This window comes from Treponema socranskii subsp. socranskii VPI DR56BR1116 = ATCC 35536, from assembly GCF_000468115.1.
In the GTDB taxonomy this organism is placed as follows: Bacteria; Spirochaetota; Spirochaetia; order Treponematales; family Treponemataceae; genus Treponema_D; species Treponema_D socranskii.
Genome location: NZ_AVQI01000018.1, coordinates 1 through 21,041, shown reverse-complemented (window position 1 = coordinate 21,041; position 21,041 = coordinate 1). Strand labels below are relative to the sequence as shown.

23 protein-coding genes and 1 pseudogene are annotated in these 21,041 nt (G+C 48.8%); 10 read left to right on the top strand and 14 right to left on the bottom strand.

The genetic code is table 11. The features are described 5' to 3' along the window. A pseudogene (locus HMPREF0860_RS13890) lies at window positions 1-184 on the top strand (Rpn family recombination-promoting nuclease/putative transposase); the annotation flags it as partial. A gap of 109 nt (window positions 185-293) precedes the next feature. Here the strand turns inward: HMPREF0860_RS13890 and rocF are convergent. From rocF to HMPREF0860_RS02800, 4 genes are all read right to left on the bottom strand, one after another. Next, window positions 294-1,202 carry an arginase gene (rocF, locus tag HMPREF0860_RS02815; protein ID WP_021330456.1) on the bottom strand — a complete coding sequence of 303 codons (909 nt, stop codon included), beginning with the start codon at window positions 1,200-1,202 and terminating at the stop codon, window positions 294-296. A gap of 209 nt (window positions 1,203-1,411) precedes the next feature. Further along, window positions 1,412-1,855, bottom strand: coding sequence for a hypothetical protein (locus HMPREF0860_RS02810; RefSeq protein WP_156002096.1), 444 nt, complete (start codon window positions 1,853-1,855; stop codon window positions 1,412-1,414). A 138-nt stretch (window positions 1,856-1,993) separates the two neighbouring features. Continuing rightward, window positions 1,994-3,058 carry a M42 family metallopeptidase gene (locus tag HMPREF0860_RS02805; protein ID WP_021495477.1) on the bottom strand — a complete coding sequence of 355 codons (1,065 nt, stop codon included), beginning with the start codon at window positions 3,056-3,058 and terminating at the stop codon, window positions 1,994-1,996. A 37-nt stretch (window positions 3,059-3,095) separates the two neighbouring features. Next, entirely contained in the window at window positions 3,096-4,433 is a 1,338-nt protein-coding gene (locus HMPREF0860_RS02800) for a Na+/H+ antiporter NhaC family protein (RefSeq protein ID WP_021330440.1), read from the bottom strand. Between the two features lie 304 nt (window positions 4,434-4,737). On the opposite strand from HMPREF0860_RS02800, the gene rny reads away from it, so the two are divergent. Beyond that, complete coding sequence (gene rny, locus HMPREF0860_RS02795) at window positions 4,738-6,270, top strand: ribonuclease Y (RefSeq protein WP_021330425.1); 1,533 nt, start codon at window positions 4,738-4,740, stop codon at window positions 6,268-6,270. Between the two features lie 120 nt (window positions 6,271-6,390). Here the strand turns inward: rny and HMPREF0860_RS02790 are convergent, their stop codons facing one another. The 7 genes from HMPREF0860_RS02790 to HMPREF0860_RS02765 form a co-directional block, all read right to left on the bottom strand. Continuing rightward, on the bottom strand, window positions 6,391-6,801 hold the full coding sequence (locus HMPREF0860_RS02790) for a hypothetical protein (protein ID WP_021330487.1): 411 nt from the start codon (window positions 6,799-6,801) through the stop codon (window positions 6,391-6,393). Window positions 6,802-6,894: 93 nt separating this feature from the next. Further along, window positions 6,895-7,347, bottom strand: a complete 453-nt coding sequence (locus HMPREF0860_RS02785; RefSeq protein ID WP_021330481.1) for an ASCH domain-containing protein — start codon at window positions 7,345-7,347, stop codon at window positions 6,895-6,897. Further along, a complete protein-coding gene (locus HMPREF0860_RS02780; RefSeq protein WP_021330482.1) occupies window positions 7,344-7,637 on the bottom strand; it encodes a hypothetical protein in 294 nt (97 codons plus the stop codon). Before HMPREF0860_RS02780 ends, HMPREF0860_RS02785 begins: the two co-directional genes overlap by 4 nt. A gap of 26 nt (window positions 7,638-7,663) precedes the next feature. Beyond that, a complete protein-coding gene (locus HMPREF0860_RS02775) occupies window positions 7,664-8,461 on the bottom strand; it encodes a hypothetical protein (RefSeq protein WP_021330452.1) in 798 nt (265 codons plus the stop codon). Between the two features lie 247 nt (window positions 8,462-8,708). Beyond that, window positions 8,709-8,852 carry a hypothetical protein gene (locus HMPREF0860_RS13745; protein WP_021330469.1) on the bottom strand — a complete coding sequence of 48 codons (144 nt, stop codon included), beginning with the start codon at window positions 8,850-8,852 and terminating at the stop codon, window positions 8,709-8,711. A gap of 20 nt (window positions 8,853-8,872) precedes the next feature. Beyond that, the gene (locus tag HMPREF0860_RS02770; protein ID WP_021330431.1) at window positions 8,873-9,943 is read right to left on the bottom strand and encodes a hypothetical protein; all 1,071 of its coding nucleotides are present in this window, start codon (window positions 9,941-9,943) and stop codon (window positions 8,873-8,875) included. Between the two features lie 18 nt (window positions 9,944-9,961). Next, window positions 9,962-10,285: a hypothetical protein gene (locus tag HMPREF0860_RS02765; protein WP_021330488.1), complete on the bottom strand. Its 324-nt coding sequence runs from the start codon at window positions 10,283-10,285 to the stop codon at window positions 9,962-9,964. Window positions 10,286-10,394: 109 nt separating this feature from the next. Here HMPREF0860_RS02765 and HMPREF0860_RS02760 point away from each other — a divergent pair, with 109 nt between their 5' ends. Further along, window positions 10,395-10,643 carry a helix-turn-helix domain-containing protein gene (locus tag HMPREF0860_RS02760; RefSeq protein ID WP_021330471.1) on the top strand — a complete coding sequence of 83 codons (249 nt, stop codon included), beginning with the start codon at window positions 10,395-10,397 and terminating at the stop codon, window positions 10,641-10,643. 61 nt (window positions 10,644-10,704) lie between these two features. Here the strand turns inward: HMPREF0860_RS02760 and gatB are convergent, their stop codons facing one another. The 3 genes from gatB to gatC are packed head-to-tail and all read right to left on the bottom strand — an operon-like array spanning window position 10,705 to window position 14,098. After that, the gene (gatB, locus tag HMPREF0860_RS02755) at window positions 10,705-12,234 is read right to left on the bottom strand and encodes an Asp-tRNA(Asn)/Glu-tRNA(Gln) amidotransferase subunit GatB (RefSeq protein WP_021330464.1); all 1,530 of its coding nucleotides are present in this window, start codon (window positions 12,232-12,234) and stop codon (window positions 10,705-10,707) included. Between the two features lie 53 nt (window positions 12,235-12,287). Then, a complete protein-coding gene (gene gatA / locus HMPREF0860_RS02750) occupies window positions 12,288-13,790 on the bottom strand; it encodes an Asp-tRNA(Asn)/Glu-tRNA(Gln) amidotransferase subunit GatA (RefSeq protein ID WP_021330457.1) in 1,503 nt (500 codons plus the stop codon). Then, window positions 13,790-14,098 (bottom strand): Asp-tRNA(Asn)/Glu-tRNA(Gln) amidotransferase subunit GatC, encoded by a 309-nt coding sequence (gene gatC, locus HMPREF0860_RS02745; RefSeq protein WP_021330473.1) that lies wholly within the window; start codon window positions 14,096-14,098, stop codon window positions 13,790-13,792. Before gatC ends, gatA begins: the two co-directional genes overlap by 1 nt. A gap of 164 nt (window positions 14,099-14,262) precedes the next feature. On the opposite strand from gatC, the gene HMPREF0860_RS02740 reads away from it, so the two are divergent. The 7 genes from HMPREF0860_RS02740 (at window position 14,263) to proC (ending at window position 20,780) form a co-directional block, all read left to right on the top strand. Then, the gene (locus HMPREF0860_RS02740; protein ID WP_021330445.1) at window positions 14,263-14,691 is read left to right on the top strand and encodes an RrF2 family transcriptional regulator; all 429 of its coding nucleotides are present in this window, start codon (window positions 14,263-14,265) and stop codon (window positions 14,689-14,691) included. 18 nt (window positions 14,692-14,709) lie between these two features. Beyond that, complete coding sequence (gene cysK, locus HMPREF0860_RS02735) at window positions 14,710-15,645, top strand: cysteine synthase A (RefSeq protein ID WP_021330453.1); 936 nt, start codon at window positions 14,710-14,712, stop codon at window positions 15,643-15,645. A gap of 334 nt (window positions 15,646-15,979) precedes the next feature. Beyond that, window positions 15,980-17,083 carry an HD-GYP domain-containing protein gene (locus HMPREF0860_RS13160; RefSeq protein ID WP_051169955.1) on the top strand — a complete coding sequence of 368 codons (1,104 nt, stop codon included), beginning with the start codon at window positions 15,980-15,982 and terminating at the stop codon, window positions 17,081-17,083. Window positions 17,084-17,142: 59 nt separating this feature from the next. Further along, window positions 17,143-17,670, top strand: a complete 528-nt coding sequence (locus tag HMPREF0860_RS02725) for a hypothetical protein (RefSeq protein ID WP_021330477.1) — start codon at window positions 17,143-17,145, stop codon at window positions 17,668-17,670. Window positions 17,671-17,721: 51 nt separating this feature from the next. Further along, the gene (locus HMPREF0860_RS02720) at window positions 17,722-19,008 is read left to right on the top strand and encodes a glutamate-5-semialdehyde dehydrogenase (protein WP_021330468.1); all 1,287 of its coding nucleotides are present in this window, start codon (window positions 17,722-17,724) and stop codon (window positions 19,006-19,008) included. Then, on the top strand, window positions 19,005-19,856 hold the full coding sequence (proB, locus tag HMPREF0860_RS02715) for a glutamate 5-kinase (RefSeq protein ID WP_021330463.1): 852 nt from the start codon (window positions 19,005-19,007) through the stop codon (window positions 19,854-19,856). The genes HMPREF0860_RS02720 and proB overlap by 4 nt, the downstream gene beginning before the upstream one ends. Window positions 19,857-19,961: 105 nt before the next feature. Then, window positions 19,962-20,780 (top strand): pyrroline-5-carboxylate reductase, encoded by an 819-nt coding sequence (gene proC / locus HMPREF0860_RS02710; RefSeq protein WP_021330446.1) that lies wholly within the window; start codon window positions 19,962-19,964, stop codon window positions 20,778-20,780. The last annotated feature ends 261 nt before the right edge of the window (window positions 20,781-21,041 follow it).

Below are 21,041 nucleotides of genomic sequence, written 5' to 3'. Positions count from 1 at the left end.
CGAAAAGATCGGCTTTGAGCGAGGCGTTGCTGCGGGGGTACGCAGAGGCAGAAGAGACGGCATCGCCGCGGGAGCTCATCAAAAAGCACGGGAAACGGCAAAGCTGATGCAGCGAGAAAGCTGTTCTGTCGATTTTATACAGCGGATGACCGGTCTTTCGGAAGCGGAAATCGAAAAGCTGTAATGATATTTGCTTTTCAAAAAATTCGACATCCGACTTTTTAGGTAAAAATTGATTTCCGTAAATCCGAGTAATGCGCCACTTGCAACGAGCGCGAAGCTCCCTGCACGCGTCAATACAATTTTTCGCCGAGCAGGCGGGCGGCAAGAGAAACGGCAAGCACCGCGGTTTGATTTCTCACATCGAGGATCGGATTCACTTCCACGATGTCGGCCGATTTTACGATACCGGTATCGCTCATCTCTTCCATAAGCAAAAGCGCTTCGCGGTTCGTCATGCCGGCGGGAAGCGGAATGCCGGTACCGGGCGCGAACATGGGATCGAGCACGTCCATATCGAAAGACACGTGTACGACGTCCGCGTGCGTTTTAAAAAAGAGTACGACTTGTTTGACGACGGACGGAAAGCCCTGCCGTTCGATGTCGCTCATCGTAAAAACCGTGACGCCGGATTTGCGCATCAGCTCTTTTTCACCCGGATCCAAATCGCGGATGCCGACAAAGCACACATTGCGCGGATCGACTTTGCGTCCGTCAAAATATAAATTCGTCAATTCCGGCAGACCGAGCCCGCACGAAGCGGCAAGGCATTCGCCGTGGATGTTGCCGGAAAGCGTCGTCTCGGGCGTGTTGAAATCTCCGTGCGCGTCGACGTAAAGTACGCCGAGTCTTTGACCCTTGCGTTTTGCGGACGCGGCGGCTCCGGCAAGTGTGCCGAGCACAATCGAGTGATCGCCGCCGAGCGTAAGCGGAAATTCTTCCGCAGCAAAAGAGTCATCCGTTTCTTTTGCAAGCTGCCCGCAGGCAGCCGCAATCGGCTTTAAATATTTTGCTTTGGGGTTTCCGACCTCTTCGTATTCTTGAGGATGTATGCGCATCGGCGAATTGTATTTGACCAAAGTGTGGCCGAGCGATTCGAGTTTTGCGCGTAAGCCCGCGAGCCGTATCGCGGACGGCCCCATATCGCTGCCGTGCCGGGAAGCTCCGAAATCGAGCGGCATTTCAATGATGTGGATATTCATAGAAGCAGTATAATGCGAATCGGAGGTTTAGGACAACACGTACGCAGGGCGCCGAAGAGTACGTACGCCGCATCACGGAAAATCCGAGGGAAAAAACCGAAACCGAAGCGATGCACGAACCGTACCGGCTGTCGATTTCCGGTTGTTAATTTTTTGCCGAACGATGCTTACGATGCGAAGCAGCCGGGTTTTATCTTCGAGCCGTACGTTTATCGGGGGGCGATTTGCATTGCGGCGATTTCATCTTTTAATTGTCGAGTGCCGAAAAATATGATAACGACGGCAAATACGCTTATGCCGACTGCCATAACAATGATCCGCTTTCTTGACATCTCTTTTCGGAATAAGAGAAAACTGTATTTTTCAAAGTTTTTAAATTTTACTGCGACAACCAGCAACACGATATAATCCAAAAACACCGAACAAATTCCGAATCGATAAAATACATTTGAAAAATCTCCGGAAAAAATATATAAAGGCGTTTCATACTTTCCCGCCAGCTGAAATATCTGGAGCAAAAGACAGGGAAGCGCAAAAAACAAAAAATATCCGGCGACAACTTTTTTTTGTTCGGCCGCCGCTTCCGCATCTTCCGTTTTCGGCATGCGTTTTATCAAAAAAAACGTATTGACCGCCGCACATATAATACTCAAAGACCAAAAATATTTTATTATATAATGCATACTTTTTTTCCTCGCGAATCAACAACCCCGGCGCGGCACGTGAGATAAGCCTCTGCGCAAATAAAAAAACGGAAAGGCATTCCGCCTTTCCGTTTTTCAATTATAGTTTCAGTCGATGCTCTGGATGTATTTTACGATAAGATCGACAGCACCTTCCAAGTCATCGATATATACCGTACCGACCGCCGTATGCATATAGCGCTGCGGAACCGATATGATACCGGTGAGCACGCCGCTTCCGCTCGTTGCGAGCGTCCATCCGTCGGTGCCGCCGTTGATCAAAACTTCGCGCTGGAATTGGATATTGTTTTTTTCGGCGACCGCTTCGAAAGCGCGCGTCATCTTTTTGGAAACGTTGTTCCCCATCGTGGAACCCATGTCCCAATCGTAATATTTAATGGCCGGGCCTTTTCCGAGTTCGATACAGCATTCGCTCAGTTCAAGTCCGGACGCACCTCCTGCAATCGTTACGTCGACGACGATCGCGACATCGGGCTTGACCGAAAAACCGGCAACTCCGGCGCCGCGCGCGCCGACTTCTTCCTGCACCGTTCCGATGAGCGTCAATTCGTTTTTTATGCCGGCTTCTTTCGCGCGCCTCATCACTTCGCAGATGACCGTACAGCCTACACGGTTATCGACGGATTTGCCGGTATAGATTTTACCGCCGTTAATAAATTTTCCCGTTCTCTGATAGTGACCGTAATCGCCGATACGCACACCGAGCTTTTCGGTTTCCGCTCTCGTAAGCGTACCGACATCGACGTAAATGCTGTCGAACGGGATCACTTTTTCTCCTTCATCGCCTTTGAGCATGTGCGCGGGTTTGTAACCGGTGACGCCTTCGATCATTCCGTCTTTGGTTTTAATTTCGACGTCCTGATTTATGAGCATACGGTCGTCGTGGTATCCGACAGGTGCGATCAAAAGCTGACCGTTGTCGTCGATATAGCGCACGATAAAACCGATTTCATCCATGTGCGCAGCCAGTGCAATCTTTTTGTTGCCGCCCCGCGCGTTTTGCGTAAGGATAATATTGCCGAGCGCATCTTCTTTGCAGTTGTCGTAAAAACCTTCGAGTTCTTTTTTTATCTGCGCGGCAACCGCTTCTTCTTCGCCCGAAACGCCGAAGGTGTTGTCGAGCGCGCTTAATGTTTTTGCTATCCGTTCCATTGATTCCTCCTATAAAAACTTTTGGATAAAAATAAGATTATGCGATCAATCCGAATACCGTATATAAAATTGCCGAAACAATTATACCGATAATACCGTACGGCAGCGACGCAAAACTCGTTTCCGCAGGCGATATTTCACATGCGCCCGAATCGACGATAACCGCATCGCCGTACATACAGATTTGACTGCCCCATGCGGCTGCGGAAAATACCGCTGCTGCAACTAAATACGGATTCGCGCCGACTTGCAGTGCAAGCGGAATAGCGATAGGAAGCATGACCGCCGCCATATCCCAAAACATTCCCGTAAAATACGCAAATGCGGCCGCCGTCAAAAACACGACAACCGGTAACATTTTACCCGACATAAAAGGACGAACCAAATCGATGATGTATTCGGCCAATCCGAGCTGCGTATTCGCTTCGACGAGAACAAAAGACATTGCCAAAATACATGCGATCGGCAGCATATTTTTCATGCCTTCCAACGCGATATCCATAAAATCTTTTATGCTTATTTTTTTTGTAACGGAATATAAAGCGATAGCTGCGATGAGCGCACCGATGATCCCTTTTAAAACGTCTATACCGGTAATAATCGTCACTGCAATCAAAACCGCTACCGGTATGACAAAAAACCATACCGGCGAAGATGCTTGACCGGTTTCCGTTTCCGACTGTTGCGTATCCGAAAAAATTCCTTTTTCCGCATTCGCTTCGTGTTTTTTCATCGGGCCGATGTTGGGTATGATCCGCAGCGCGACGAGCAGCGAAATAGTGATTGCGATTATCGGATAGAATTGAAACGGGATCGTCTTTATGTAGCCCGCCATCGCATTTCCGTCGACCGAAAGATTTTGGCTTGCGATAAGACCGGAATAAAATACCGCCCACGTTGAAATCGGAATAAGCGACGAAAACGTTCCGGCCGTCGAATTCGTAAGATAGGCGATCTTTGCACGAGCTATCTTATGCTCATCCCCGACTTTTCTCATCGATGCGCCGATGACCAAATTGTGAAGGTAGTCGTCGATGAATAAGGCAAGCGACGAAATCCACAACAGCAGCATTGCGCTTCGTTTTGTTTTCGCGTATCTGCCGATGGTTTTACTGAAACCGCTGAGCGCTCCCGATTGTTCGATCAATTGAAGCAAAATTCCGAAAAAAAGCGTTACTAAAATAACCCATAGAATGCTGTCGGTTTTTAAAACCGTGTTCAACGCATCCAGCCATGCGCCGATAAAATTCTGCTTTTCCAAAATGATAAATCCGATTAACGAACCTATCAAAAGCGAATCCAGCGTCTTTTTCGTCGTAATTGCGATAACAAATACGAATACAACGGGGATGAGAGCGATGATGCCGTACTGCATAGAAAATTCTCCTTGCGTTTTTTTAAAGATAAAAATCTTTAGTTGTTTTGATGACTACACATCCTTGCATACTGCAAGACAGTTTCATCGATATGTATATTTTTAATTATTATTATAATAGCACGAGTATTTTTATCTGTCAAATTTTTGTTTTGGGAACCTCTAAAAATTTCGGTTTTTAGAAATTTCCCTTAAATATGTATTTTTTTCTTTTTGTTTTTTCGATTTTCGATTTGACATTTTGAAGATTGTAGGTTAATATGGATGCTGAATTATTCTATACCACGCACACAAGGAGACAAAGATGAATATTATCATTTTATTCATTGTTCTCCCGGTTGCAGGAATTATTCTTGGATGGATTATTAGATGGCTGTATGCCAGATTTCAACTATCTGCGTCAGAACAAAAGGCTGAACGTGTAAAACAGGATGCAATTAGAGAAGCTGAAGCACAGAAAAAAGAAATTTTGCTCAATGCAAAAGATGAACTCATTCGGGAACGAAACCAGCAGGAACGGGAAAACAGAGAACGACGGGCCGAAGTACAACGTTATGAAGCCCGCGTAAATAAAAAAGAGGAGCTCCTCGATCAGCGGGCTGCCGAATACGAAAAACGCGATAAAGAAGCTGCCGACCGCATCGAAGCGCTGAAAAAGCGCGAAGCGTCGGTTATGACGCAGGAAGAAGAATACAGAAGGCGTCTCGAGCACGTGTCGGGGCTTTCGCAGCAGCAGGCAAAAGAACTCATCATCAAAGACCTCGAAAACGACGCCCGTCACGATGCACAAGCGCTGCTCAATAAAATCGAGCAGGAAGCTCAGCTTACGGCGGAAAAAAAGGCACGCGACGTACTCGTGACGATCGTTCAGCGCCTCGCGCCGGAAGTTACGAGCGATATTACCGTTACGACGGTATCGCTTCCGAGCGACGAGATGAAGGGCCGTATTATCGGGCGGGAAGGACGCAATATCCGCACGCTCGAAACACTCACCGGTGTCGATATTATCATCGACGATACGCCGGAAGCGGTTGTCATTTCATGTTTCGATCCGGTGCGCAAAGAGATCGCAAAAGTGGCACTCGAACGGCTCATATCCGACGGCCGCATTCATCCGGCGCGCATCGAAGAAATCGTGCAAAAAGTTACGCACGAGGTACAAAACAAAATTTACGAAGAAGGTGAAAAGGCGCTGTTCGATTTAGGCATCCACAATATGCCCACCGAAGGCGTGCGAGCGCTCGGACGCCTTTATTTCCGCACAAGCTACGGGCAAAACGTACTCACGCACTCGAAAGAAGTGGCGATGATCGCGGCCGCCCTCGCTGCGGAAATCGGCGGAAACCGCGAACTTGCAAAACGCGCGGCGCTGCTCCACGATATCGGCAAAGGAGCCGAAACGGAAAGCGATCAAAATCACGCGGAAATCGGTGCGGAAATCGCACGGAAAATGGGCGAGGATCCCCGCGTCATCAACGCAATCGCAGCTCACCACAACGACATCGAACCGACGAGTACGGAAGCGGTGTACGTGCAGATCGCGGATGCCATATCCGCCGCGCGTCCGGGAGCACGGCGAGAAACGATCGACAATTACGTAAAGCGTCTTGAAAACCTCGAACAGACGGCGGAACGTTTTTCCGGCGTAGAAAAAGCGTACGCGATTCAAGCCGGCCGCGAACTGCGCATCCTCGTCGACAACGCGAAAGTGGGCGACGAAGAGGTAAAACCGCTCGCACAGAATATCGCAAAACAAATCGAATCGGATCTGCGCTATCCGGGCAGGATCAGAATCACGATGATACGCGAAACGCGCATCGTAGAATACGCGCGGTAAAAGCAGAAGTTTCCGACGGTGTGCCGCACATAGGCGCGTCGTCAGCGGTATTCGCCGATTCGACAAAATGGAAAGCGGATAAAAAAGGCTTTGCATGTTTTTGCAAAGCCTTTTTTATTTTCAATTTTTTACGATAACGATCCCGCCGAGCACGAGCAAGTGCCGCGAAAGCGTACTGAGCCAGCGCAAAACCGAATCGATGCTCCCCGACGGCAGCGCGCCCTTGCCGATAAAATCGAGCAGCACGATTGCCGCAATCCACGCGATCATGATGACGACCATAAGAATCGTGTCAATCGGAGAACTGAACGTCACGAATATGCGGAGCAGCAAAAAAAGACCCGCAAGCACTTCGATGATTCCGAACACGAGGCAGATGATCCTCGCCGTGTCTCCGCCGGTAACCGATTTTACCGCCGCCGCGATTTCGTTGCCGTTTCCGCCCTGCAGCGTCCAAATTCCCGTCACAAAAAAATACAAACCGAGCGCGATCTGAGTAAGCATATACCCGATCGAATGCCGTTCTGCCATACCGATACCCCCTAAAATATTTAATAATAATCGAAAGTTTCCAAAACTTCCGTTTTCGGTAACTTTCCTTAAATTATTAATTAATAATTTAATCTAATCGATAATACGGAATTCATGAAAAACAAGTTTAATATCTTCGGCAAATGCAAAGCCGACGATCTCTCCCTCGTCTTCCAAATATCCCTTCTCTTTTTCACGCCACGCTTCAAGCGATTCGTCCTCGCCTTCCGCGATCACCATTTCGCACGTCACTTCACAAAACGGAACGATCCGCACGGAAGTCAGCTCGATAATACACCGCGGACTACCGCTTCTGTCAAGCACCACGTACTTTTCTCCCGGTGCGGGGAGATCTTCGTTATCTATAATATATGAAGCATAGCTTGAAAAAAATGCAGTCTTTTTTCCCGCAAGCACAAGCGCGAGCAGCTCGTCGCCGAAAAATCCCTCCGCTTCAAAACACATTTCGCCGGCGCAGCGGCCGACGGGATTATGTCCCCTTTTTTGCAAAAATTTTTGCCAATAAGACGCGGCATCGGCCGTCATCGGTTCCGCCTGATCATGAGGATAAACGCGACGATAAAAAAGCAGCTCGGCACGACGGCGAACAAAAGCGTCGGAAGCGGAATGCCGGCGACGGTCAAGGCGTTCGGAAGGATGACGCCGAGGTTTGTCATCATATCGTACACGAAACTCGCATACGACGTTACGACGCCCGCAGCGAGCGACATCCATGCGGCATCCCGCGTTTTCGACCACAGCATGATAGCACAAAATGCCGAAATGCCGCCCAGCACCAGTTTAATAATCGACAGTAGTATGTCCCCTTGCGCCATTGTTTTCCCCAACAATCGATTTGCAATTACTCGAACGGAGTATTTTTCAACTTCGTAAATACACCCCTGTCCGCGCCGAACGGAACGATCGACGGTACATTATAGTCGCAGCTTACGACTACCTCGCAGTCAAGGCAGTGCAGCAAAAAATCGGCATAGCGCGCTTCCGCGATTTTCGGATAGAGGTAGGGCCCTTCGCGCGTCCAATATTTTGTTAAAACCGTATCGTAGATAAACCAATCTTTTTCTTCGAAGCGATTTACCGAAGCGATACAATCGTAGATCACCCTCACCGCAGCTGCCGCAAGGGCTGCCGGAATGCGCTCGCATGCTGCCGGAACAAGACCCGCATCGATACGCTCTCGACGTACGGACGGACGTACTGCGACAAAATACAGCGCGGACGCCCACGGAAACGGCGGCGTTACGATAACACAGTCGATTTTTCGATAGTCGGAAACATTCGGATTCCACGGCTTCCAAAAAGCGGTACTGCTCTCCGAAAACGCCAACGCCGTTTTCAACGCGGAAGCACGGTCGGTATACACGTACGCGACGCGCTCATCCCCGATAAGCGAACTCACCGCTCTTGCAATGCGTCCTTCATAATCCGTATCGAAGCTTCCGACAAGTCCGCGGTCGAGCGTATTTTTAAAAACTTTCAGCGCCGCGCCTCCCTTCCAACCGAGGATCGCCCGCCCTCCTTCCCGATAGAGGTCGGTGAGACGCACGCCTTTCCGCGTATACAAAAAACAGCCCCGCGCGCGCTGCACGGTGCCGCAGCGCTTTGTTATTTCCGATGCCAAAAAATCGATCGATGCCATTGCTGATAGTATAGCGAAAAAAGGGCGGCTCCGCCACAGTACGTATAAATGTTTTTAGATTTTTTTACCGATGATGAGGTTTTTGCATCCTAATCAATGCTAATACAAAACAAAAACAGTGTCAACAAAAAAGAGTGAGATATGAGGTGCAGTACATAACCGAGTTCAACCGCCTTATAAGAACAATATACCCCCGATGTTTTCATCGGGGGTATGGTGATTAAAAATATTATACAGCACCAAACCGCTATTCAAATTTTTGATGAGAGGAAATAAGCGTACTTTTCGGTTCTTTATTGATATTTCCTTCTTCCCCCGATAATCCGTATTTATGCACCACAGCCAAACCTATATGTCTGTTGACCTCATCGGTAAAATCTTTAATGTCCATACGAGCTTTTCTCCTTACAATTATAAACGTTCTATAGCTTGTATTTCCCATTGTTCAAGCGGGTCTTTTGCAATCGTGTAATATACGCGGATCTTTTCTCCTCTTTTTATTGAAGATGCCCGCCCGGTAAAAGACATTCTTTCCGTCAAAACATTATCGGCAGTAGATACGCTAATCGTTGTGTTTGATTGCCCTAAAAATAATACTTCCGAAACATATTTAACTTTGACTGTCGGTAGAGTGTAATCCTTTGTATAGTCTTTTTTATTCATTGCCGCACGGGCATCCATTAAATCCACCAGCGAATATACGACAGGATCAAAGACATCGGAAGAAGAATTTCCCATTGTTCCGCCGAAAAAATATGCAGACATAACTTCTTCTTGCGTAGGAGAATGAGCATCCTCAACCGTTATATAATGCATTCCGTTTGCAACAATGAAATTTGCGGAATTCAAACGAGGCTTTTCAATATCGCGGACAAATCTAATAAATATTTCATTTTCCTTAATATCATCAATATCTGAAAGGTTTGTGACGATAAAATAAAATGTAGCGATTGCATTCGCTTCATTTGGAAGAGTCGATACACTAGAAGAAGTAATATTGACAGAATAAATAGCACTATCAATCCCGAAAGCGACTTTCATTGCCGTATCGGTCACGGAGGTTTTCTTTTGTTTTAAATCCTGTAAGCGTACTTCTTCTGTATTTGCATCATAGCCCTTATAAATTGCACGCATTTTAAAATAATACGGTTTCCCAAATTCATTTAGTTTTGCATTTTTGATTTCATTAATGCTGTTGATATCTTGCGGTTGTAAAACGGCTTCAATGCTTTCAATTGTTACTTTGTTATCATTTCCTACAACAAGTTTCTCATAATCAGCCTTATATAAACGTTTGAACTTTTCAAGAGGTGTTTCCGTTTTTTGTTCAGGTTCCGTTTGCTTCTTATTTTCCGATTTTGCTTGATTACCGTCTATTTCCGTATAAACAATCTCTTCGTTTTTTGTCCCGGTAGACATACAACCGGTAAAAATATTCATACATACAGCAAAAACACACACCCGCATAACATTCTTTTTCATAAAAACCCCTGTACGATTTCAGTTTAGCGAATTTGAAAGATCGTTTAATTTTTCAATTGTATTATCCAATTTTTCAACCGTATTCGGCAGAGCTTTTGCGGCATTTGTCATCATAGAAGCTCCGACTATAAGTCTGACCGTACCGATAATCATAAAAATACCGCAAATTATTGTTCCGGCAATATTTGCACCGCGTCTTTTATTTTTCACAATACCTGCAATCCCGAACGCTAATCCTATAACCAGTAAGGGAATTCCCAGCCAATTCATAATTCCCAACAGCGGAATTAATCCCAACAAAACAAAAAATAACCCGATTACTCCCAAAATGATGCTTGCCATTTTTCAGCCTCCTTGTACATATACTCTATATATGACATCCAGTGAATGTCATATATAAGATGATTATAAGATATATTTTTGATATTGACAAGCAGTAGATGTCAAAAATATGTATAAAAACAGAAACGGCGATCAAAACAATATTTCAGGGAAAAATATCTCACGATTGCGAAAAGCCGCCGATCCACTGCTTTCTCAGCGTGCGCTGGCGGATAAAATGCAACTTTTCGGTATCGACCTCGACAAAAATGCCGTTCAGCGCATAGAATGCGGAAAAAGGTTCGTTACAGATATAGAGCTTCTAGCTTTTTCAAAAGTTTTGAATACAACGCTTGATACGTTATTGCAAAACGAATAGAGGGATGAAGAACGTATGGCACAGCGCCCGACCCGCTGACGCTGCACGTCGATCCCGCCTTTTAAGAAAGTCTTTGTTTGAGCAATTCCGTCGCCTGTTTCGGATTCGCTTTTCCGTGCGACTCTTTCATCACTTGCCCCATAAGCCAGCCGAGCGCATTCGTCTTGCCGTTTTTAAAATCGGCGACGGCCTGCGGATTTGCGGCAAGCACGCTTTCGACGATCTTTTCGATCGCGCCGGTATCGTTTACCTGCTCCATGCCTTCTTCTTTAATAATTTCAGACGGCAGCTTTTTCGTTGCAAGCATCTTTTCGAAAACGGCCTTTCCCTGCTTGCTCGTGATAGTATCGGATTCGAGGGCGTCCGCAAGTTCTGCGATGTGCAGCGGCGTAATCGAAACGGAATCTATCGTTTCCTGCTTTTCGTTTAAGACTGCGAGCAGTTCGGTGAGGATGAGATTCGCGGCGCGCTTCGGGCTTTTCGATTTTTTTGCGGCTTCTTCGAACCACAGCGCAAGCTCGCGCGTCGCAGTCAGCGTTTCCGCATCGAACGAAGAAAGAGAGTATTCTTTCATAAAACGCCCGCGCTTCGTTTCGGGCAGCTCGCCGACCGCTTCTTTTGCCCGCGCGATAAGCGCTTCGCTGACGCTGAAGGGTTTGATGTCCGGCTCGACGACAAAACGGTAATCGACGAATGAATTCTTCGTACGCTGAACGACCGTTTCGCCTTTCGCTTCGTCCCAGCCCATCGTCACTTTAAAACCCGCATTAAAGGGCTGTCGATCGGTTTCGAATTCTTTGAGCTGGCGTTTTGCTTCATAGGTACAAGCGTCTTTTATCGCGCGGAACGAATTCAGGTTTTTGATTTCGGAAATGGGCGTATGATACAGCGTGCCGTTTTCCCACACGTTCAAATTGATATTCGCGTCGCAGCGCATATTGCCTTCTTCGAGATTTCCCTTTGTCACTTTGACGTAGCGGAGGATCTCCTGCACGGTCTGCATAAAGAGAGCCGCTTCTTCGGGACCGGTGATATCGGGCTTCGTTACGATTTCGATGAGCGGAGTACCGCAGCGGTTATAGTCGATATACGAATGGGCGCCTTCGAGGTGCAGCGATTTTCCGACGTCTTCTTCGAGGTGAATGCGCTCGATCCGCACGCGGCGGTATCGGTTGTCGACGATGCAGTTTTCGCCTTTGAAATTCACCGTACGGCACTTCGCTCCGCCGGGGCGTTCGTTTTCCGGATAATGGATAAAAGGCAAATCGACGTACCCGTCGGCGCACAGCGGAATATCGTACTGCGTAATCTGGTAGCCCTTTGCCAAATCGGGATAAAAATAATGCTTGCGGTCGAATTTCGTAAAGCGCGCGATGCGGCAGTTGAGCGCCTGCCCCGCAACGGCGCCGAGTTCGACGTAGCCTTCGCTTACGCGCGGCATCGCACCGGGAAGTCCGAGACACACGGGGCACACGCGCGTATCGGGCATGCCGCCGTAGCGGTTTTCGCACGCACAAAACGCTTTTGTCTTTGTTAAAAGCTGCGTATGTATTTCGCAGCCTATTACGATTTCGTATTTATCGATTGCCATACATCATTCCTAAAAAACCGCACTCGGGCGATCTGCCGATATAATTAATAATTTCACTTAGTACCGAGCGGTACGCCGCAGCCGGGATGATCGGCTTCCCACGCTTCGGCCAGCTCAAGTATCTTCGCTTCACCGAACATCGGCCCGACGAATTGAATGCCGACCGGCAGTCCCTCTTTTGTGATACCGGCCGGCACCGAAAGAGACGTGATGCGCGCGAGGTTTACGAAGTTGACGAAGAGATCGCTCAAATACATTTCGAGCGGATTGTCCGTTTTTTGACCGAGCTTAAACGCCGGTGTCGGACAGACGGGACAAAGCACCGCATCGTACGTTTTAAAGAGTGCGGCCATTTCGCGCTGAATGCGCGCGCGCACCGTCATGCCTTTTTTGTACGTGTCACCCGAAAACTGCTCGGATAAAACGTAATTGCCGATGACGATCCTGCGCTTTACTTCCGCCCCGAAGCCTTCGCTTCTCGTATGCACGTACAGCTCATCGTAGCCTTCTCCCGTATCGACGCGGCGGCCGTAACGGATACCGTCAAAGCGGCTCAAATTCGACGCGGCTTCGGCAAGCGCGAGTACGTAATAACTTGCGACGGAGGCATCCATGACCGGCATATCGACGACTTCGATTTTCGCACCCCTGCTTTCAAACCATTTGCGCGTTTCGTCGAAGACTTTTCCGACGTCCGCATCGAGCCCCTTGTTTTCGAGGAATTGACGGATGAGCGCGATTTTCAAAGACGAAAACGGCGCATCTCTGCAGGGTTTGAGATTTAATAATTTTTCTTTTTCAGGCAAATCCGCGCTCGTATCGTCGTACATATCGGCACCGCACATCGCATAAAGCGCTTCGGCGATATCCGACGGCGTGTGCGCGAGGATGCCGACTTGATCGAGAGAACTGCCGTATGCGACGACACCCCACCTGCTCAAAACGCCGTACGTCGGCTTTAGACCGTACACGCCGCAATAACTCGCCGGCAAGCGCACCGAGCCGCCCGTTTCGGTACCGAGTCCGAAAACCGCCTGATTCGCGGCGACGGCGGCGGTTGAACCGCCCGACGAACCGCCTGAAACATAATCGCGGTTTACGGGATTTCTCGTCGCCCCGTAGATCGAATACTCGGTCGAAGAACCCATCGCAAATTCGTCTTGATTGCAGCGGCCGAGCGGAACGGCACCCGCTTTTTCGAGGCGCGCGATCACCGTCGCATCGTAGGGAGCGACATAACCTTCGAGGATTTTGCTCGCACAGGTTAAGCGCTTGCCTTTCGCCGAAATATTGTCTTTGTTCGCAAACGGCAAACCCAAAAGCGGCTTTTCCGAAAAGAGCGCGTCGAGCGTGCCGGAACTGCGCGCACTCGCGATTTCCGCGTCCGCCGCTTCGGCTTTTGTAGGCGCATCTTCATATATTTCAAGAAATGCGTTGAGAGGAGCGGCCGATTTTTTATCCGCTTCGAAAGCCGCCGCCGATTTTTTAACAATGTCCGCGCTCGTCACCGAGCCTTCTTTCAGCGCCGCGCGCATATCACGTATCGTACAATTCATCACGCGCCCTCGCCCAATACTTTCGGCACTTGAAAATAGCCGTCCATAAAATCTTTCGAAATCTTTTTTACGTCGCTCATAGCCAAGCCCGCTACGACTTCGTCTTTACGCAGTTTATCCGCCTCCGTCGAAGGATACGCGTCGTAAGGATTTTCGCTGTCGTCGTATTTCGACAAGAGTTCGAAATAGCTGATGATTTCATCGACCTGCTTTTTTAATATTGTTAAATTGGTACTTTCGGGCGAAAGCCGGGAAAGATACAGCAGCTTTTCGAGCGTATCTTCATCGATCGTCGTATGTGCAGTCATGATGGATCATTTTAGCGGATTTTGTGAAAATGGACAACAATAGAATTGCACGATCACGGAACTCAGTTTGTATGTTTTTGAACTCACCCCCGTTATCGCTATCGATACCTTTTTTCTTTACAAAGTCGCAGTCATCGGATATACTAGTTTATCGGTAGGAAAACATGAAAATATCGACGCGCGGCAGATATGCGCTCCGCTTTATGATCGATTTGGCGCAGCACAAGCAGGATGAATTTATTCCGCTGAAAGATATTTCCAAGCGGCAGGCTATTTCGATAAAATATCTCGAACAGATCACTTCTCTTTTGAGCAAATACGGACTTTTGCAAAGCGTGCGCGGGCCGCAGGGCGGCTATAAACTCGCGCGCCCCACAAATCAATATACCGTCGGCGAAATACTGCGCATCACCGAAGGCAATTTGGCGCCGGTGAGCTGCCTCGAAGCCAATGCTACGGGATGCGGCAGGCAGTCGATTTGCGCGACGATAAAACTGTGGAAGGGACTCGGAAAGGTGATCAATGCGTATCTCGACGGCATAACACTCGACCAACTCACCGTGCTTCCCGAAACGCTCGACTACAGTATTTAAAATACGGGAGTAATCGTTGTGGCAGAAAAAATCGCAACAAAAGTAACCGATCTCATCGGACATACGCCGCTCGTCGAAATCAAAAATACGGAAAAGCGCCTTGCACTTCATGCACGCATACTCGCAAAGCTCGAATACTTTAATCCCGCCGGAAGCGTCAAAGACCGCATCGCAAAAGCGATGATAGACGACGGAATAAAAACGGGCAAAATCAAAAAAGATTCCGTTATCATCGAACCGACGAGCGGCAATACGGGAATCGCTCTCGCATCGGTGTGCGCGAGCTGCGGGCTGCGCATCGTTTTAACCATGCCCGAAACGATGTCCGTCGAGCGGCGTAATTTATTGAAAGCATACGGCGCGGAAATCGTACTTACTGACGGCGCACAGGGAATGAAAGGTGCCGTCGACAAAGCGAATGAAATCGCAAAGAACACGCCGCACAGTTTTATACCGAACCAATTTACCAATCCCGTAAATCCCGAAACGCATTTTAAAACAACCGGTCCCGAAATATGGGAAGATTCGGGAGGGTACGTCGATGCCTTTGTCGCAGGCATCGGAACGGGTGGAACGCTTTCCGGTATCGGAAAATTTTTGCGTACGAAAAATAAAAACGTAAAAATCGTTGCGGTCGAGCCCGCTTCATCCCCGCTTCTTTCGGAAGGCTATGCCGGCCCGCACAAAATCCGGGGCATTGGCGCAAACTTTATTCCCGATACACTTGATAAAAAAATTTACAACGAAGTTATCGCCGTTAAAAACGAAGATGCATTTTCGAGCGCAAAAGAGTTCGGAAAAACGGAAGGCATACTGGTCGGTATATCTTCCGGAGCTGCATTGTGGGCGGCATACGAACTCGCAAGGCGCGAAGAATTGAAAAATAAAACGATCATCGTACTCCTTCCCGATTCCGCCGACCGCTATATGTTGATGCCGCTGTTTACGGACTAAAAAAACGCACACAACCTGAAATAATTAGCCTAAATGTCGAGCTTCGTCGGAATTATTCTTAAAAATTTTCGATGGGTTCGGGAACGGCGTAATCTGACGTAATATCTATGATTGCAAAAATATCTTTATAAATATCGAATTTATTTTATTTTTATACTATTTACATTTTTAGCGAATATGCTATAATATATATAATTTTATTTTTAAAAAGTTATACAGTGAGAGTAGTACAATGCAGCCAAACTCAAGTATCGGTTTTTTCGATGAGAATGAATATCGAGTAAATCAAATAGTCGTAAAATTATATAGCCTGTTTACGTTCGCGGGGCCGGTTATGCTCGCCGCGCGGTATTTCAATATCTTTCCGAAAGCGGATTATTTGCTCTTGGGCGTTTATACGTTTTTCTTTGCCGTTTCAAGCGTTTTTTTGTTTTGGTTTGTACGGCGCGTTCCGTACGCGCGTTACACGAAATACATTACGCTCGGCGCGCTTGAACTGCTCGTTATTTTCCTTTCGATTATGCCGGGGATATCGGTTTTTATTTTATATGTGCTCGTACCGATATTGAGCTGTATGTATTATAAAAAACGTTTTACCTATAGGGTTATTATCGCGTGTTATATCATGATGCTTGCGTCCCTGTATATCAGGAGCCGTTCGGTGCAGCCCTATCCTGCAGGAGCGCTTTACGGCATACGCTGGTTTATAACATACGGCAGCGGTTCAACGCTCGAATATATATTCTGCGTTATCCTCTCGTATAATGTCGTATCGTCGGCGCACGCCAGCCTGCAGAAACAATATGAACAAGATATGCGTATCCGCGCCATGCAGACGAAGCTCATCGCAGGTTTTGCGAATCTCGTCGAATCGAAGGACTACACGACGGGTGAACACGTTAAGCGTACGAGCGAATATGTGCGGACCATCAGTCTAAAGCTTCGCGAACTCGGTCATTATACCGATGAACTGACCGACGACGTCATCGATACGATGACAAAGGCCGCGCCGCTGCACGATCTGGGAAAGATAAGTATTCCCGAAGAGATTCTTTCAAAACCGGGTCCGTTGACGAGACAGGAATTCGAAATGATACGAAAACATCCGCTGTACGGCGCGAGTCTAATCGAAAAATATCTTTCGGGTATAGAAACCGATGAGTACACGGAAACCGCTCGATCGATGACGCTCGGGCATCATGAATGGTGGAACGGCGAAGGCTATCCGCAGCATATTTCGGGAACGGATATTCCGCTTGCCGCGCGCATTATGGCGGCGGCGGATGTGCTTGACGCGCTGCTGAGCAAACGCCCGTACAAAGAAGCGCTTTCCGTCGACGAAACCGTTGACACCATTAAACGGCTGTCGGGCAAACAATTCGATCCGAAAGTCGTCGAAGCCGTAGAAGCGATACGCGCAAGCCTTGTCACCTCTTAACGCCGTCCGGCATTATCCAAGTTATTGAATAAAGGACGTCAATAGTATATGATTATTTTATGGTCTGGACGATAGAAGAGTTTGTAGATAAAAAAACCATCGATGCCCTTTCCGTATTTATAAAATCGAATGACGAAAAAGATTTTTCCGACGCAACGGATATCATCATGCAAGCGTTCGGCTTCGATAATCAATCGTTTTCGCAACGAAATCCGGTCGACGACGGTAAGTTGACGATGAGTTTTAAAAATAATCTTGCATTGCTGATTCAAAAAACGTGGGTTGAAAAAACGGACATCGAATTAAAAGAACGCATCCTTTACCAGCTCGAACAGTTTCGTTCCGATTCCGCGCAGACGTGGAAAGACTCTTATGTACCGTTCCTCGATATCCTCTATAACGCGGTGTATCTCATGTTCGGAGAGCAGGTTCACACGGACGATTTCAACGAATACGCGCTGCGCATCGATCCCGAATTCGGCACGTACTGGTGGTATGTCGGCAGCTTGCCGCGCAATGCCGATTGGCCCGAAACGAAGTGCCGCGATGCGATTTTGCTCGGAATGTACTTCCTTGCAAATTATTAAAATGCGGCCGGGTTCAGCGTGTTCCCGGCTTTTTCTTTTTTGAGGCAGATGATGGATTTGAACAGCGTATGCGCTTCCCTCCGGCGAGGAGCCGAAAAACTTGCCCTGCAAAGCGCGGCACAAAAAAACCGCGCACTTTTTGCCGTTGTCGCCTGCATCGATTCAAGCCGCTCCGCGCTCCTTGCGGCTAACGCGCTCGACGTGAGCCGTGCCGAAAAGGCGGGTATGCCGCGCGCTCTTGTCGAAAGGCTTTCGCTCGACGATAAAAAAATAGACGATATCATCGCAGGTATGCACATCGTCATCGCGCAGGAAGATCCCGTGGGCGAAGTCGTCGCCGGCTGGACGACACCGAACGGTATGCGGATACGGCAAGTGCGCGTTCCACTCGGCGTCGCGGCGATCATCTACGAATCGCGGCCGAACGTTACCGTGGACGCATTTTGCCTCGCATACAAAAGCGGCAATGCGATTTTGCTGCGCGGATCGTCTTCTGCGCTCGAATCGAATAAAGCGCTCGTTCGCGCGATCAAAGACGGATTGCAAAAAGCGGGCGTTCCCGAAGCGGTCGAACTTTCGGAAAGCGAAAGCCGCGAAGACGTTACGGAGATTTTGCACGCCGTCGGAAAAATCGATGTCGTGATTCCGCGCGGCGGCAAAGCGCTCATACAAAATGTCGTGCAAAACGCGCGCGTGCCGGTCATCGAAACGGGAAGCGGCGTGTGCCATCTCTATGTCGATGAAACGGCGGACGCGGAGACGGCGGCGTCGATTGCCGAAAACGCGAAACTCCAACGTCCCGGCGCGTGCAATGCGATCGAATGTATTTTGGTCAATAAAAAAATCGCGGATGATTTTTTGCCGCTGCTTGAAAAAAAATTGGCCGGCCGTGCGCAGCTCCGCGCGGACGATGTGTGCTATCCGATTTTGAAAGCTGCCGCAGAAAAAGACGAAGCTGCAAAGGGCGGGCTCTACGGGGCGGACTGCGTCGTGCGTGCGAAGGACGAAGACTTCGGATTTGAGTTTCTCGATTACGTATGCGCCGTCCGCGCCGTCGACTCGGTCGACGAAGCGATCGAATTCATCAACGCACACAACACAAAACATTCCGAATGCATCGTGACGAACGACCTCTCTCACGCCCGTAAATTTCAAGCGCAAGTCGATGCCGCCTGTGTCTACGTCAATGCGTCGACGCGCTTTACCGACGGCGGAGAGTTCGGCTTCGGAGCGGAACTCGGCATAAGTACGCAAAAACTCCATGCGCGCGGGCCTATGGGCATCAAAGCGCTGACGACGACGAAATACGTCATCGACGGGGAAGGACAAATTCGATGAGTGAAACGGAAGCGGTAAACGGAAAAGCGATCGCAGAAATTATTAATCGGTCGCGGAAAATCGTTATCAAAATCGGCAGTAACACGCTTGCGGATACGACGGGTTTGCCGAACGATGACTTTATGGAAAACTTCGCACGTCAAACAAAGGCGCTCATCGACGGCGGCAAACAGATCGTCGTCGTGTCGTCCGGCGCGCAGATCAGCGGGCTTGCGACGATCAAAGAGTGGGCCAGAAAGCGTGACGTTCACTATCGGCAGGCGTTGTGCGCGATCGGGCAGGTCGAACTCATGGACAGATGGCGGAGCGCGTTCAACAAATACGGTCTGCATATCGGTCAGCTGCTTTTGACAAAGGACGATTTTACGAACGATCATCGCACGCTCAATATACGGAATACGCTTTTTACGCTCGTCGACGAAGGTGTCGTTCCGATCATCAACGAAAACGATTCGGTGTCTTTCGATGAAATCAGGATCGGCGACAACGACAATCTGAGCGCGCTGACGGCGGTTTTGTGGAGCGCGGATCTTTTGATTTTATTCAGCGACATCGACGGTGTTTACACCGACAATCCCAAGACGAACAAAGACGCAAAACTCGTTACGACGGTAACCGATATCGCGTCTCTTCGAAAATCGATTACGATCGGTGCGACGAATTCGTTCGGTACCGGGGGCATCGAAACGAAACTCGAAGCGGCCGAACTTTCGACATCGTACGGTATCCCGCTCCTTCTTGCAAAGGGTACGGAAAATGCGATTGAAAATCTCGCGGCGGGAAAGGAATGCGGCACGCTCTTTTTTGCCGATGAAGAAAAACTGCTGCAGGATATCAGGCGGTCTTGAAACGCGCGTTGTCGTCTTTGGGAACCGGCATTGAATACGCGTTTGCGAAAACGGCGGTGCTTACGGCCGGTCATTGATTATTAATTTTTTTAAAACGAGGCGGATATGGCGGATGCTTTCGATATGAAAAAAATCACGGTAAGCGTTATCGGCTGCGGCGCGATGGGAGGAGCGGTTATCCGCGCACTGTGCAAAAGAATCGATCCGCAGTCGGTGAAAGTGAGCGCAAAACGTTTCGAACACGCCGAAGCGATCGCGGCGGAAACTAAGTGCGTCGCGGTTCCGACGAATACGGAAGCCGCCCGAAAAAGCGATTACGTTTTTATCGCGGTAAAGCCCGCTTACGTTCTTTCCGTGCTTGAAGAGATTTCGAACTCTCTCAAAGACGATGCGACGGTCGTTTCCATGGCCGCAGGTATTCCGCTCGAAGCGCTCTCTAAAGCTTCGGGAAAACCCGTTGTGCGCATTATGCCGAATATGCCCGTTTCCGTAGGAGAAGGGATGACCGCCCTTGCAGCTTCAAGCGATGTAAGCGAAGAGCGCGTTGCGGCTATATGCACTCTCCTCGAAGCTTCGGGGAAAGTCGAGCGCGTCGATGAAAAACTTATGGACTGCGTAACGGCGGTGAGCGGTTCGGGGCCGGCATACGCGTTCGTGTTTATCGAAGCGCTTGCCGATGCCGCCGTACGCTGCGGTATGCCGAGAGATGCGGCCTACGTCTATGCGGCGCAGACGGTAAAGGGAGCGGCCGCTGCGGTTCTTGCCGGCGGAAAAAATCCCGCTGCTCTGAAAGATGCCGTATGCTCTCCCTGCGGTACGACGATCGAAGGGGTCGCCGCTTTGGAAAAAGGCGGCTTCCGATCGGCGGTATTCGATGCCGTAAAAGCCGCCTGTGAAAAATCCGCCGCTATGAGCAAACGATAAGACGCCGGCTTGTTTTCGCAAATCGGCCGGGACATCACCGAAAGCGTATTATCGGGTGTTTTGCAAAGTGCTTTCGATACCTTTCAGCTAATCGATTTCACTTCTTCTTTGGTAAGGCCGGTCATCTTCGCTATGAATGGAATTTCGCAATTTGCCTGTTTCATCAGCCGTGCCGTTTCGAGCTTTGCTTGACGGGAACCTTCAGCAAGACCGAGCGATTTACCTTGTTGTATGCCCTCTTCCCGTGCATCCATCTCAAAC

What these genes read in the sequence shown, in the direction of transcription:
- rocF (WP_021330456.1), bottom strand. Translation starts at nt 1,202, where the DNA reads ATGAATATCCACATCATTGAAATGCCGCTCGATTTCGGAGCTTCCCGG.
- HMPREF0860_RS02805 (WP_021495477.1), bottom strand. Translation starts at nt 3,058, where the DNA reads ATGGAACGGATAGCAAAAACATTAAGCGCGCTCGACAACACCTTCGGC.
- HMPREF0860_RS02800 (WP_021330440.1), bottom strand. Translation starts at nt 4,433, where the DNA reads ATGCAGTACGGCATCATCGCTCTCATCCCCGTTGTATTCGTATTTGTT.
- rny (WP_021330425.1), top strand. Translation starts at nt 4,738, where the DNA reads ATGAATATTATCATTTTATTCATTGTTCTCCCGGTTGCAGGAATTATT.
- HMPREF0860_RS02790 (WP_021330487.1), bottom strand. Translation starts at nt 6,801, where the DNA reads ATGGCAGAACGGCATTCGATCGGGTATATGCTTACTCAGATCGCGCTC.
- HMPREF0860_RS02785 (WP_021330481.1), bottom strand. Translation starts at nt 7,347, where the DNA reads ATGACGGCCGATGCCGCGTCTTATTGGCAAAAATTTTTGCAAAAAAGG.
- HMPREF0860_RS02780 (WP_021330482.1), bottom strand. Translation starts at nt 7,637, where the DNA reads ATGGCGCAAGGGGACATACTACTGTCGATTATTAAACTGGTGCTGGGC.
- HMPREF0860_RS02775 (WP_021330452.1), bottom strand. Translation starts at nt 8,461, where the DNA reads ATGGCATCGATCGATTTTTTGGCATCGGAAATAACAAAGCGCTGCGGC.
- HMPREF0860_RS13745 (WP_021330469.1), bottom strand. Translation starts at nt 8,852, where the DNA reads ATGGACATTAAAGATTTTACCGATGAGGTCAACAGACATATAGGTTTG.
- HMPREF0860_RS02770 (WP_021330431.1), bottom strand. Translation starts at nt 9,943, where the DNA reads ATGAAAAAGAATGTTATGCGGGTGTGTGTTTTTGCTGTATGTATGAAT.
- HMPREF0860_RS02765 (WP_021330488.1), bottom strand. Translation starts at nt 10,285, where the DNA reads ATGGCAAGCATCATTTTGGGAGTAATCGGGTTATTTTTTGTTTTGTTG.
- HMPREF0860_RS02760 (WP_021330471.1), top strand. Translation starts at nt 10,395, where the DNA reads ATGTATAAAAACAGAAACGGCGATCAAAACAATATTTCAGGGAAAAAT.
- gatB (WP_021330464.1), bottom strand. Translation starts at nt 12,234, where the DNA reads ATGGCAATCGATAAATACGAAATCGTAATAGGCTGCGAAATACATACG.
- gatA (WP_021330457.1), bottom strand. Translation starts at nt 13,790, where the DNA reads ATGAATTGTACGATACGTGATATGCGCGCGGCGCTGAAAGAAGGCTCG.
- gatC (WP_021330473.1), bottom strand. Translation starts at nt 14,098, where the DNA reads ATGACTGCACATACGACGATCGATGAAGATACGCTCGAAAAGCTGCTG.
- HMPREF0860_RS02740 (WP_021330445.1), top strand. Translation starts at nt 14,263, where the DNA reads ATGAAAATATCGACGCGCGGCAGATATGCGCTCCGCTTTATGATCGAT.
- HMPREF0860_RS13160 (WP_051169955.1), top strand. Translation starts at nt 15,980, where the DNA reads ATGCTCGCCGCGCGGTATTTCAATATCTTTCCGAAAGCGGATTATTTG.
- HMPREF0860_RS02725 (WP_021330477.1), top strand. Translation starts at nt 17,143, where the DNA reads ATGGTCTGGACGATAGAAGAGTTTGTAGATAAAAAAACCATCGATGCC.
- HMPREF0860_RS02720 (WP_021330468.1), top strand. Translation starts at nt 17,722, where the DNA reads ATGGATTTGAACAGCGTATGCGCTTCCCTCCGGCGAGGAGCCGAAAAA.
- proB (WP_021330463.1), top strand. Translation starts at nt 19,005, where the DNA reads ATGAGTGAAACGGAAGCGGTAAACGGAAAAGCGATCGCAGAAATTATT.
- proC (WP_021330446.1), top strand. Translation starts at nt 19,962, where the DNA reads ATGGCGGATGCTTTCGATATGAAAAAAATCACGGTAAGCGTTATCGGC.